Raw genomic sequence first — 13,659 nt, 5'->3', positions numbered from 1 at the left:
AGAAAAACGTGGAGCTAGAAGCGTTGTGCTGTGTGTGCTTGCTACTCCCTATTATCCTCTTTTGGCAACTGTTGTGCGGCGTCGCCTAAATTCTTCGCAGGGTCCTCTGCAGGGTCTACACTGGAGTTTGCGGCGTGATCCGCATCTGAGTCCTCAGCAAGCGAGTCTGTCAGATGTTTGAGCTGTTCCTTGCCAGTGTCAAAAATAAAGCGAGCCTTACGACGAGCCAAAGCCTCAAGACGCTCGGTCTCCTCAGCCTTGCGATCGCGAACGACCAGCTCAGAGGTATTCATCGGTACCATCGTAAGTGCTCCAGGCTCCGGACAGACAATTTCACAGGCACCACAGTTAACACAGAACGGCATTTTGATGGTCAGCTTACCGCGTTCATCAATATCAATTGCATGGGTAGTGCAAGTATTTTTACAGTCGCCACAAACCGTACATTTGCTGGAATCCCAAATAGGAGCCTTAAGTTTAACGTAAGGAGCAAGGTCTGGATCGTGCTGGAGCGCGCCCATAACCAAACGGCGATCCTGCGTAAGCATAGACTGCCTCATATCAGTAGTACGCAGGCCCATCACGTCATCAAGCTGCGTCTGAAGTTTATCTAAAGAGCGAGCATGAGTGTTAATGCGGTCAGCGATTGCCTTGGCACCCGCAAGAACAGGCGTTGATGCAGATACCAGGCGTTCAGCACCGTTCATTGCGTTAGAAATAAACTGCGAACGAATATAGGCGCGCGTGAAATTGTGGTTGAGGTTGTTGCCGTCGACCTCAAGGCCAACCGTGGCGCCCGTCCACTCCTCAGCAGTGGCGATGGCTTCAGAATATGCTTCCTCGCCAGTGGTAGTGCGGCAGCGGTCACAAACGCCTAGAGGCAGGTAAACACTTACGTTGTCAAAGTCTGTAAGGATCGAGAACCAGATATCAGCGGAGAGCATACCCACGCAGGGCAGACAAATCTCGTTGCCCTCAGGTTTTCTCCCCAGCGCACGTGTGCAGGTAATGTAGCACTGCTCGTATGCCGAAGCTGCACGAGCCACCTGGTCATACAGCATGCGAGAAGTGTGACGACGCGTGTTGAACGTCTCGGTTGGACATGCGGCAACACAAAGACCGCACTGGAGACAAGCCTCATCGTCAATGCGGACAGACTGATTATGGATATCAATGCAATTAGCTGGACAAACATCAAGACAGCGGGAGCATGCCTCAGGTTTTCCGGAGGCACATCTCAGACAACGGTTAGCGTTTGACCAAGGGATTTCTTTGTAGTCCATCGGCTCAAACGGCTTATCTGTGTTTGGATCAACAGACAAGCTTCCCATCAGCGCGTCAAGCGGATTAGAAAGCACCCGCAGGGAATCCTGGATATCAATAAGGTCGTCGAGAAAATCTCGATCCTCGTTATGATTTTGAGCCATGGTGCCTCCTCTCCTTTGGCGCGTAGCGATGGTTCAAACGTGCGAGCTGTTCGGACGGACCAACCGAGCAGTAGCAGTTGTGGATGTAGCCGCAGTCGCAGTCACAATTGCAACCGCAATTGCAAATAAACATTTTAACCTGTGACGACTAATAATTCCGCTCAAATGACGCCACATTCATACGATTTCGATTAATAGGTGCTAAGCGAGTGAGCGTTAAATTTGCAGCAAGACAATCTTTTTTCTGTGACAAAACCATCTTCTAGCCAGATAACTGTGGTGGTAGAAAAAATCGGGCCCAGCGAAAGGCTGGACCCGATTGAAGTAACCCGAAGGTTCAGATTAGTACATGCCGCCCTGGCCGCCCTGAGCAGCTGCACGAGAAATGGACTCCTCGATGGTGGTGTCCTTTGGCATCTCGGAAACAGTTGCCTCAGTGATGAGGATGAGGGATGCAACGGAAGCTGCATTCTGAAGCGTGGTGCGGGTGACCTTAACTGGGTCAAGAACGCCCATCTCAATCATGTCGCCATACTGACCTGTTGCAGAATCAAGACCCTGACCTGCTGGGAGTGCCTTGATCTTCTCGACAACTACGCTGCCCTCGAAACCAGCATTGTTAGCGATGGTGCGAACTGGAGCCTCAAGTGCCTTACGGATGATTTCAACACCAATCTTCTCGTCTGCATCAGAGGTCTGAACGCTATCCAAAACAGAAGATGCAGCCAGGAAGGAAACGCCGCCGCCTGCAACAATACCCTCCTCGACAGCTGCGCGAGTTGCCTGAAGTGCGTCCTCGATGCGGTGCTTAATCTCCTTGAGCTCAACCTCAGTAGCTGCACCAACCTTGATAACGGCAACGCCGCCAGCAAGCTTAGCAAGACGCTCCTGGAGCTTCTCGCGATCAAAGTCAGAAGTGGTGTTGTCAATCTCAGCCTTAATCTGAGCAATACGCTCGTCAATTGCGTCCTTGGAACCAGCGCCACCAACGATGGTAGTGGTCTCCTTGGTAACCTTGACGGACTTAGCGCGGCCGAGCATGTCAGCGGTAATCTCATTGAGGTTAACACCGAGCTCCTTGATGACTGCCTGACCACCAGTGAGAACAGCAATGTCCTCAAGCATACGCTTACGACGGTCGCCGTATGCAGGAGCCTTAATTGCGCAGACGTTCAGAACGCCACGAAGCTTGTTAAGGATGAGGGTGGTCAAAGCCTCGCCGTCAACGTCCTCAGCCATGATGAGCAGAGGTGCGCCCTGCTTCTGGACAGCCTCAAGGATAGGCAGGATGTCCTGGATGGAGGAGATCTTGCTATCGGTCATCAGAATGTAAGGATTGTCCAGCTCAGCGGTGAGAGTCTCGTTGTTGGTTGCGAAGTAAGGGGAAACATAGCCCTTGTCAAACTGCATACCCTCAACGGTGTCGATGTCAATACCAAAGGTCTGAGACTCCTCAACAGTAATGACGCCATCCTTGCCGACAACGTCCATAGCATCTGAAATCTTGCCACCAATGACAGGGTCACCTGCAGAAATGGTACCAACGGAAGCAATCTGCTGCTTGGTTGAGACCTCCTTAGCAATACCCTTCATCTGGGAGACAACAGCCTCAACAGCCTTGTCGATGCCGCGGCGAATTGCAATTGGATTTGCACCAGCTGCAACATTACGAAGACCCTCGTTAACAATAACCTGTGCAAGCAAGGTTGCGGTGGTGGTACCATCACCGACAGTATCGTTAGTCTTGGTTGCAACCTCTTTGACCAGCTGTGCACCCATGTTCTCTACTGGGTCCTTAAGCTCAATCTCGCGAGCAACGGAAACGCCGTCGTTGGTAATAGTTGGTGCACCATAAGAACGCTGCAGTGCAACGTAGCGACCCTTAGGTCCAAGGGTGGTGGTTACGGCATCTGCCAGGGTGTTTACGCCCTTAGCAAGCTTGGCACGAGCGTCGGTGCCAAAATCGATATCTTTAGCCATAGTATTCCTCCAAAATAGCTGAATTTACACGTGAACAAAACATGCGAACAAGCTGCAAGCGACTAGTCCTCAAGGATTGCAAGGATGTCATCAGCACGGAGAAGCAGGAGTTCCTCACCGTCTACCTTGACCTCGGTACCGCCGAACTTGCCATAAAATACCTGGTCGCCAACTTTGACATCGAGAGCAATGCGATTGCCATTCTGATCAAGCTTGCCAGTTCCAACTGCAAGAACCTCACCGCGCTGAGGGAGCTCCTGAGCTGCGGATGCAATGTAGAGACCAGAGGATGTCTTCTCCTCTTTTGGAGCAGGCTTTACCAAAACACGATCTCCAAGTGGCTTCAAATTCATAATGAAAACCTCCCTTTCGGGCCAAGCCCGATATTGGCGTCAAGCGCCCTTTTCCAACGCTATTAGTTATTCCACACAGAAAAACAATTTATACAAAATATTGTGAAAATCTTACAAAACCGACTTAGATTTTCTGCGGGCGTGCAGTATAGACCGTCAGCGGTTATGTGCGAACGGCTAGGGTACGAACAAGCTATAACTAGTACACATTAAACAGGCGGCTAGAGCGCAATCACAAGAGGTAAGCGTCTAGATACCAGGCACTTTACGCGTCCAAGCTCTCCAGTTCAGAGAGCCAAAGCGAGCTGGAAGCGTCAGACGGCATGCGTAAATCACCGCGTGGCGAAAGTGAAACCGAGCCAACTTTTGGTCCGTCGGGCATTGCCGAGCGCTTGAACTGCTGCGAGAAGAAGCGACGATAGAACACCTTCAACCAATGCACGATGGTCTCGTGGTCGTAAACCTCGTGGTCAGTATCTGTACCAAATGCACACTCGGCAAGACGCAAAACCTTTAGTGGGCCGCTTCCGTGACGAAGCACATGGAACAAGAAGAAATCGTGCAGCTCGTAAGGGCCAACTAAGTCCTCCGTCTTCTGCTCAATAGAACCGTCCGCCGCAGACGGCAGCAACTCAGGAGAAACTGGCGTATCTAAAACGTCGCGCAAAACGTGAGCAATTTCATCCTCGCCCTGCTCCTCATACGTGTCGGCGCAGTAATCAACAAGATATCTGACCAGCGTTTTTGGCACCGAAGCGTTTATGCCGTACATGGACATCTGGTCACCGTTGTACGTTGCCCAACCAAGTGCCAGCTCAGAAAGGTCGCCCGTGCCAATGACCATGCCGCCCACCTGATTGGCAACGTCCATCAAAATCTGCGTGCGCTCACGAGCCTGTGCGTTTTCGTACACAACATCGTGAATGTCCTGGTCATGATCAATGTCAGCAAAGTGTTGCAACACTGAATCAACAATGGAAATCTCACGCAGGTCAGCGCCAAGCGACTGCACCAACTCAATAGCGTTAGTGTACGTGCGGTCTGTGGTGCCAAATCCCGGCATCGTCACAGCTACAATGCCCGAGCGATCGTATCCCAGCTGGTCAAAAGCTCGCACGGTAACGAGAAGAGCCAGCGTAGAGTCAAGTCCACCCGAAATGCCAATAACCGCGTGGTCAGAGCCGGTGTGTGCCAGCCTCGAAGCCAAACCGTGAGCCTGAATTGATAGGATCTCCTCGCAGCGTGTTGCGCGTGCATCGTCCATCGCAGGCACAAACGGATGCGGGTCAACGAATCTGGTCAGCGGTGTGCGCACCGAAATCTCGCTGCCCTCGCCGTCGTGGCCGCAACTTGCAGCATCGTGCGCGCTGTCCTCACCCTCGCCGTCAAACTCCAGCGAGAAATACGTGGTCAGGTGCTTGTAATCCTCCGGCGTCGGAGCAACCTCAAACGTCGAGGTGCGTCTACGGTCAGCCGCAAGCGACAACACGTCAATCTCAGATACTGCAATACCCTCGCCAAACACACCAGAATCGGCAAGCACACGGCCATTCTCGACAACAAGATTATGGCCCGAGAAAACCAAATCAGTCGTAGACTCACCCTCACCTGCACTAGCGTAAGCGTAACCGCAGATTAGACGCGCGCTCTGCTGTGCAACCAGCTGACGACGGTACGCAGACTTACCAGCCAGCGCGGGCGACGCAGACAAGTTGCAGATTAGCGTAGCACCAGCAACGGCGTGTGAGTTTGAAGGTGGCATGGGCACCCAAAGGTCCTCGCAAATCTCTGCACCCACGACCAGCTCAGGGATAGTGTCACATGCAAACAGCTGATTGGTACCAAACGGCACCTCGCCCAACAGGCCAAAGTCCACGCTAGTAACGGTCTTAGGACCAGAAACAAAGTGACGACCCTCGTAAAACTCGTTGTACATGGGCACATAGCGCTTGGGAACCAGGCCCAAAAGCTCTCCCCTAAAAAGGACAGCGGCGCAGTTGTAGAGCTTGCTAGCTACACGAACGGGCAAGCCTAGCAGCAGCAACGCGTCAACGTCAGCCGTGCGAGCAGCAATAGAAACCAGTCCGCGCTCGGCAGCGTCTAGGAGAGCATCCTGCCAGAACAGATCCTCGCAGGTGTAGCCCGTAATGCAGAGTTCAGGCAGCACGACCACCTTAGCGCCGCGATTACCTGCAGCTTCTTCAATAGCAGCCAGGCAACTCTCCACGTTGAACGCAACGTCGGCAACGCGGACGCGCGGCGTAATACTTGCAACTTTGATAAATCCGTCTTGCACAATGGTCTCCTTACATGCCGCTTGGGATAACGGGTGCCGCATCCGACGACCACAATCCCAGCTGCGCGTTGGGGTTTGCATCCAAGGTCAATGGCGAGAAACCCTGCGTACGATAACTGCGAAGAGCACCCACGGCAATCATTGCGGCATTGTCGCCGCAAACCGACATCGGAGGCACTGTCACTCGAACGCCCATCTTACCAAAGGTTTCTTTATATGCAGCTCTAAGTGCGGGGTTTGCAGCAACGCCACCACCCACGCAAAAATCGGAGACACCTGTCTCCTCAACAGCAGTTTTAGCCTTTGCAACCTGTACGTCAATAACAGCCTGCTCAAACGAAGCGGCCAAGTCGGGCAGATTGATAGCTCTACCAGCGCGATTCTCGCCTTCAATATAGGTGATAACGGCAGTCTTTAGGCCCGAGAGACTAAAGGAATAGTCGCCGCTGTGCATCATTGCACGCGGGAAATGAATAGCCTTAGGGTTACCCTGAGCTGCAAGTTTACTGATTACAGGGCCACCTGGATAGCCCAGACCAAGCGCCTTAGCAACCTTATCAAAGGCCTCACCCACGGCGTCGTCAATAGTGGAACCCAGAACCACGTAATCTCCCCAGGCACGCACGTGTACCAGCATAGTATTACCACCTGAGACCAAGCTTGCCACAAACGGTGGCTCCAGGTCTGGTGTCTCAAACAGGTTGGCCAGCAGGTGACCTTCCAGGTGATGAACGGGAATAAGCGGCAGGTCAGTAGCCACGCAGAAGCCCTTGGCAAATGCCACGCCCACAACGAGCGCACCAACAAGACCAGGACCTGCGGTAACACCAACGGCAGCCAGGTCAGACGGCACTAGCGTATCGCATCCAAAATGAGCGCCCGCACGGGCCATGGTCTCCTCAAAGAGACCCACAATAGCCTCGGTATGCTTGCGAGAAGCAATCTCGGGCACGACGCCACCAAAACGGGCGTGGAAGTCAATTTGAGTTGCGACAACGTTTGCACAGACCACACCGTGTGAATCCATGATGCACATGGCAGTCTCGTCGCAGGAGGACTCCAGACTGAGGATCAAATCCCCTGCCTCACGCAGTGCCGCAAGCGTCTCTTCAGAGCGCTCACCTGCAACAATAGGCCATGGACGTACTGACGTATGAGGCTCAGGATTCCTGGCTTCAAAGCCAGCGCCAACTGCCAGAGGCAACTGCGCCGTCATCAATAGCGCTGCACAATCCGAACCGTAATACCCCGGACGACGACCAACCTCAGTAAATCCCAGCTTGCTATAAGCACCCTGAGCTGGAGCGTTATCTTCCTCCACCTCAAGGGTAATCGCAGACGCGCCCAGCATCTGAGCATCGTACGCCACACGTTCTACCAGCTTGGATGCAATGCCCTGGCGGCGACGTTCGGGCGTGACCACCACTTCTTCGACCTCAAACTGAGCTCCCGCCAGACGACCGCCCGCAAAACCGATAACCGTTCCGCGGTCGTGAGCCAACCACCAACTACGACCTACACCCGAAAGCTCGTCATAAAACATCTGCTTTGACCAGGTAGAATGCGCAGCTTTGGCATACGTTGCTGCCTCAAGCTCCGCCACCTGATCAAGATCATTCACTGTCATCGGGCGAAGCTGCAGGTGAATATTAGCCAGCTCATCATCCACGCCGGTCAGAGCCACCGTTGCAGGCTCCTTCAGACCCAAACGCTTGCGCTCCGACTCCTCCGCATCCGAAAGTCGCGTGTAAATGGGCAGCACCAGCGCCGGATCGCCCGCGCCCGCCTGCTGATACTCGGGCATACACACCGCGCGTACCAGGCCTTCTCCTGTTGGGAACCACGTTGCTTCATCGGTGTATGTCGAGAAACCCGCGCGCTCAAAACGCTCACGGTACTTCACTAAACCATTGCCTGTGAGCGTGAATTGGTCCTTATCAGTCCTGCTCGACCACTCCTCCACACAGGCGTCTGCCTTGAAGACGGTCTCTACCGGGAACGTTCTATGTGCTCCGGCGTCATCCAGCAGGTAGATGCCCGGATAGACCTCGCCGCGCATGGCATCTGCAACAACACCCACGGTGCCGCGCACGCCCACCTTCCACGCGCTAAACGCCATAGCATCAAGAGCGCTTGCGCCATAAAGTGGCAGGCCAGAACCGCAGGAGATGCCCTTTGCAGTTGCCACGCCAATACGGACACCTGTGAACGAACCAGGTCCTCTACCTGCGATAACAGCATCGACGTCAGCCATAGTTAGGTCAGCCGCGACAAGCGCTTCCTGGACCGAGCTTACAAGCTCCACGTTTGCCTGCCTGCGGCACAGGTGATCTGTTGACGCCAGTACCTCAACGTTGAACCCACCGTCCGCCGCGCTTGCGCCGTCTGCCGCAGCCGCAACCGCCGCGTCGGCATTGCGCTTGGTCAGACGCGCGACCGTACACGCCAACATGTCCGTTGACGTATCAACCGCAAGCACCACGCTCGTATCATTTTTTATAGCAAGCATAAACACTCTTCTCGGCGCAAAACGCCTTGTATCACATCAATATTTCTTCTTGTAACTCTATAACTATACGCCAAGAAAAGATGACTGTCTCCGGATGCTAACCAAAGCTCAACGAAACATTCGATACCACATTTGTATCGCAAATCTAAAAAACGCCTTAAAGACTAAATATTATGTATAGTTTTTCTAATTATTTCTCGATAGACAAGTGGAAGACTTAAAATATAACTATTACATCAGCGCCCACCCAAGGCTACGCAATGCGTCCTGAAATGCGGTGGGCCATTTTATTAGGATAAACCATTTAAAATTCTAAATGAGAATCCCTTATTTGCACAAAGTATCTATGTGCCTAATCCAACATAAATCTTAACAAAACAAACTTCTAACGTAACTTTTTATTCATATACAGAACAAGCGAATCGTCATTGCAACACTCAGCATACTGTTCAAGCACCTCAGAGTTGTACCATACTCCAGATCCGTCAGGCACATAACCTCTTTTAACATACAATCGCTGGGCATTTCCATAACCGTAATGGAGACCAACTGCAAGAGTTATTTCGTCAGAAAATCTTGCGACATCTTTTTCTATAACGTCTAAAAGAATATTACCAATGCCCTTTTGCTGATATGCATCAAACACCCTTAAATCTGATATTTCTGGCTTGCCTTCCTTTTTCCAAGGTCCACTCTGAGCGTCAAACAGCAAGGTACAATATCCAGCGATTTTATCGTCATATTCAGCTATATATACATTACGAATATCCGTCTCTTGATCTCTGAAATATCCAAGATAAGTCTCTATTTTGTTATTCCAACCATACGATTGAAATACTTCAATGATTGCCTGAGCATCGCCTTCCAGCATGCTCCTTATCTTAAGTTTTCCATGATCATAATATATTTTCATAAGAGACACCCCTACTGCCAGCCTTTAAAACACTCATTAATCCCCGAGGTACTTTATATAAATCTGACAAGGATTCCATTCATCCCATAAAGTTGGAAAACATTCCAGCTCTTTATATCCCATAGAAATATAGAACTGATTAGTTATGTCGTACTCCTTATAGTGTCCCATCGCGACAGTTTTTACCTGAGAAAATGTATATCCCAGCCGTTTTGCCAGGGCCTCATAAGCAGTATTTAACTTTGTTCCAATACCCTTATGATGATATTTTTTCTTGATTCCCATTACAAAAATATCCGCACAGTCTTTACTCGTAGCATTCAAAACAATAAAACCAACTGACTCATCATTAATAAAGCATGCTAGAAACGGTTTATCTTGTGAGTCATCCACGTATTCCTTAGTACTCTCTGGCATCCCAAACCATTCTGGTAAATCGTTCAGAATATCTTGAGCTATTGTTGCTTTCTCTTTCTTATCAACAATTTCTTTAATCGTAAACTCCATATGTATCCATTCATTTGTTGATTAGAAACGCCAAACTAAAGAATAATGAAAACAGTACTTACCCATTCTATTAAAAACCTGGCGAGAAAATCGCTTCTCTCGCCAGGATTCTTATCCGTCAGTTCTTTGTAGCTGCAACCCGCTACCACTACTTCTTTGTCAGTTTTGCAATAAGCTGATCGACTTCGGCATCAGTCATTCCAGCGTCGGTCAGATACTTACGAGCACCAGCTGCATAATCTAAACCGTCAAGCGAGCCACCCAGAGGCTGTCCACCAACACAAAGAGCAATGTCGTTGAATTTAACGTCTACGACAGCATCGTAGCGAGCTTTGTCGTTCTTCTCGCTAATACCGTAATAGTTGTCATAGGTAGCCATATAGTCATCGCGCATTTCCTCATACGATGCACCGCAAAGGCCTTCAAGCAAAGCGCAGGTAAAGCCCGTACGATCCTTGCCTTCCGTGCAGTGAGTAAGATATGGTCCCTCATGCTTAATCATCTCGCGCAAGCCTGCAACCAGACGCTCAGCATACTTTTTACTACGATAATTTGCATTCAAGTCCAGAGCCGTAACGTTTCCGGCCTCATATAGTCCCTTATGCCAAGAAACATCGTAATCGGCTTTCTGGTAATAGCCCTCAATCTCTTCATTGCTATCAGCAAGATCCAAAATGTATTGAACGCCGCATTTTTGAGCAAGCTCGGCAGCATAAGGAGCACGATTGTTCTGGTTATCAATAGGTGAAGCCGAACGATACATTACGTTCTCTGCCATATTTCCGCCCCTCATAGCGCGGAAGTTGGCAAAGACCTCGTCACTTGCATAGTCAGAGCGATTTTTAGTGTATGTTGCGCCAAGAGCCTTCTGAACTGTTGCGTATTTCTGCTTCTCGTGCAGAGTTACGGTGCCGGTATCGCCCTCTTTAAGACCAGCGGTCTCCCACAGAGGATCTCCGTTGTTCACGCATACGTCAATATGAGGATATCCGGGATATCCGCTAATCAAAGCTTCACCAGTCTTGGTATAGTAGCCGTTATAGTACGGAATATCGATAAGCTTGTAGCCGTTGCTAAACGTAACGTCTACGCTATCACCAAACTCAAAGCCCATCTTATTAAAGTCCTCGATGGTAATATCCAGATAGATACCACCAAACTTGGTCTCATGCGTAGCAGCAAGCGCCCCAGTTGTAAGCTCTTTCTGCTGCGTTTGCTCCGCAGGCTTGTTCTCTTGCTGAGAAGGCGCCACGTTGCACCCTACCAACATAAACGAGAGCACCAGAGCCATAAACATACTCAAAAACGCAGTAAACCGTTTCTGCAACTTTTGCATTTCTCGCCTCTTTTCTCTTATTTCTGCATGTCAAAAGCACAGTACTTTAACTATATGTCTGACGAGAAACCCCACCCGTTAAAACAGGTAGGGTTTACATGAACGGTTAAGTTTTATCGGTGGGTGGAAAAAGACGAAGTAATTTCGGAAAGTCAATTGCTTCTGTGCTACTTTGATTTCGTGTTTCATAAAAGTAAAGTTAACTTACTAGGTCAAATAAAAAGGATACCTATGCCCACTGATTTTAATGAAAAGCGCGCAATATATTTTCCTCGGGAAGATTTAATGGCATCTTATTATTTTAATCGAGCAGTTGAAATATTAAGAGATTCATCTGTTGAAGATATTTCAAATATAAACGATGCTATTGAAATCTATCAATGCAAGTTAATCTACGAGCATAATACTTCATATTTTTCAGATACCTGTCCAATAATATCATCTAAATCTGTTAATAAAATTTTCAGTGAAGCGTGTCGGACGACCACAATTACTCTTAATGAACAGGGACTCTCGAGAACATTTAATGAAATCGAAATTCAATATATTGAACAATTTTGGGATTTTATATTCCTACTAAAGTTTTGGGAAATCACTCTTGAAGAAGATATGCAAAATTTTCTTAAAAATCACCCCAACCAAATTCCAAAACTAATTGAAAATAATCAAGTTTCCACTAAATACGACAAAATATTATCGGAAGCTATGGAAACTAATTTCAAAATTGCAGCAAAATGTATAATTAGTGCATTCGCTATTTATAAAAATGAAAAAATCTTTTTACCAAAATCTCTCACAAACAACAGGATTAATCAAATTATGCTGAACTATCTTGGTGATAAACAGTCGGAAATAAATGCTAATTATACTGAAGTTCTTTCTAATTGGCCTGCTTGTGCCAACAGTAAATATAACCCATCTCCCGAAGTTAGAACTACGGCAAAAAGAATTAATCAATCTTTGACTAGCGAAATCATCTCAGATAAAAACGGTGGAGTACGTTACGGATCATCAGTTTATTTTTGTAAAAAACAAAAAGTTTGTAAAAAATATAAATTTGAGAACAATATTCTCAACTGTTCCTTTAGTCAGCAGTGGCTTCAAAAATATACTAATTACGCCTCAATACTTAATAACTTTATTTACGTGTTTGATTTCTTGGACAAAGACAACCTTATAAGTTCTTCTTCACACTCTCGGGATATACCAACACTGCTAAAAATCTTTGGACCACATTATCATAATCAATACAAAATAACCTCTAAGGCATATCTCGATATTTTTCTTAAAATTGGAGAAATTTCTGGTTACCATAAAATATTAAAGGACCAGGGAATACGACTTGAAAGTGCAATCGAATGGTTCTTCAACGACTACATCAACAAAGAATTTAATATAACAGGCTTTAGTATCAGCCTACCAACCGACGAGACATCTTTGCTCGATAAATGCAAAGCAATAGGACCTGAAATTGAACGTATTCTTAAAGCGTTTATTCTTTACACAGAATATCATTCAATTGATACTAATTATTTTCCTTTTATCACAATAAAAGATTTTACAGAAATACCTTCTCTTTTTAATAGAAAATATCTAATAGAGGATATTGAATTTATCCAACCAGCAAGTTTGCTCCTTAGTGACCAATCACTGCTTGCTTATTCACCAACACATCCAGAAGGAGGTCGTAATTTATTTAGCCTTATGAATAAATTCGATTTAACGGTAAAAGACTTTCATAAAACCTCTTATCCTTCTATCGACTATTTAGTTGAAAACAAATTCATACAATTTAATGAAAATAAATTTTTGCGCCCAACTCCACAATCAAATTTACTTGCAGTGATTTGGATGCGGGGGTCAGCAAATTTTAGTGATTTTTCTTTTGATGAAATTGAATCTTTAGTGTCTAAAAAGATTATTAAGTACACAGATAGATTTTTTTCACCTGATGAAGCCGACTATTTAGCATACTTATTCAATAACGCAAAATTCAGCAATTCTCTAGCCTTAAGGAATAAATACAATCATGGCTCTGGAGCAATAACTGATTTTAATAATCAAGAAATGCAATATGATTACTGCATGATGCTAGCGGCGCTAATTAGTATTTTACTTAAAATAAATGATGAGCTATCTCGCTTCACCCATAAAGGGGGGATTGATGGTGACTATTTGATTGATTGGCCTTTGGAAAAGGAATAACATCCAAGTAACACAACAGCAATAGCCTTTTAATTTGATTTAGTCTATGGAAGCAATTTTTAATATAATTATTATATTGAACTAAAATAATTCACAAAAGAGATTTATTTCAGTTCAATACAATCTTTTAAAA

At 47.5% G+C, this 13,659-nt stretch carries 9 protein-coding genes; 1 reads left to right on the top strand and 8 read right to left on the bottom strand.

The features are described from left to right. Nucleotides 1–41: 41 nt before the first annotated feature. The 8 genes from APAR_RS00980 to APAR_RS07075 all read right to left on the bottom strand — a co-directional run bounded on the left by APAR_RS00980 (nucleotide 42) and on the right by APAR_RS07075 (nucleotide 11,321). Nucleotides 42–1,427, bottom strand: coding sequence for a 4Fe-4S dicluster domain-containing protein (locus tag APAR_RS00980; protein ID WP_012808281.1), 1,386 nt, complete (start codon nucleotides 1,425–1,427; stop codon nucleotides 42–44). 342 nt (nucleotides 1,428–1,769) lie between these two features. Beyond that, nucleotides 1,770–3,407, bottom strand: a complete 1,638-nt coding sequence (gene groL, locus APAR_RS00975; protein WP_012808280.1) for a chaperonin GroEL — start codon at nucleotides 3,405–3,407, stop codon at nucleotides 1,770–1,772. Between the two features lie 62 nt (nucleotides 3,408–3,469). Further along, nucleotides 3,470–3,760 (bottom strand): co-chaperone GroES, encoded by a 291-nt coding sequence (locus tag APAR_RS00970; RefSeq protein WP_012808279.1) that lies wholly within the window; start codon nucleotides 3,758–3,760, stop codon nucleotides 3,470–3,472. A gap of 265 nt (nucleotides 3,761–4,025) precedes the next feature. Next, nucleotides 4,026–6,056, bottom strand: coding sequence for an NAD(+) synthase (locus APAR_RS00965; RefSeq protein ID WP_012808278.1), 2,031 nt, complete (start codon nucleotides 6,054–6,056; stop codon nucleotides 4,026–4,028). Nucleotides 6,057–6,066: 10 nt separating this feature from the next. Further along, entirely contained in the window at nucleotides 6,067–8,565 is a 2,499-nt protein-coding gene (gene tsaD / locus APAR_RS00960) for a tRNA (adenosine(37)-N6)-threonylcarbamoyltransferase complex transferase subunit TsaD (protein WP_012808277.1), read from the bottom strand. 385 nt (nucleotides 8,566–8,950) lie between these two features. Continuing rightward, nucleotides 8,951–9,436, bottom strand: a complete 486-nt coding sequence (locus APAR_RS00955) for a GNAT family N-acetyltransferase (protein WP_245526055.1) — start codon at nucleotides 9,434–9,436, stop codon at nucleotides 8,951–8,953. Nucleotides 9,437–9,514: 78 nt separating this feature from the next. Further along, nucleotides 9,515–9,985, bottom strand: coding sequence for a GNAT family N-acetyltransferase (locus tag APAR_RS00950; RefSeq protein WP_012808275.1), 471 nt, complete (start codon nucleotides 9,983–9,985; stop codon nucleotides 9,515–9,517). Between the two features lie 148 nt (nucleotides 9,986–10,133). Beyond that, nucleotides 10,134–11,321: a tyrosine-protein phosphatase gene (locus APAR_RS07075; RefSeq protein WP_012808274.1), complete on the bottom strand. Its 1,188-nt coding sequence runs from the start codon at nucleotides 11,319–11,321 to the stop codon at nucleotides 10,134–10,136. A gap of 231 nt (nucleotides 11,322–11,552) precedes the next feature. Here APAR_RS07075 and APAR_RS00940 point away from each other — a divergent pair, with 231 nt between their 5' ends. Then, nucleotides 11,553–13,526 carry a hypothetical protein gene (locus APAR_RS00940; protein ID WP_012808273.1) on the top strand — a complete coding sequence of 658 codons (1,974 nt, stop codon included), beginning with the start codon at nucleotides 11,553–11,555 and terminating at the stop codon, nucleotides 13,524–13,526. Nucleotides 13,527–13,659: the final 133 nt, after the last annotated feature.

Origin of the sequence: Lancefieldella parvula DSM 20469 (genome assembly GCF_000024225.1) — a bacterium.
GTDB lineage: Bacteria > Actinomycetota > Coriobacteriia > Coriobacteriales > Atopobiaceae > Lancefieldella > Lancefieldella parvula.
Note: the sequence above shows the minus strand (reverse complement) of the source record. Positions and strands in the feature narration are given on the sequence as shown.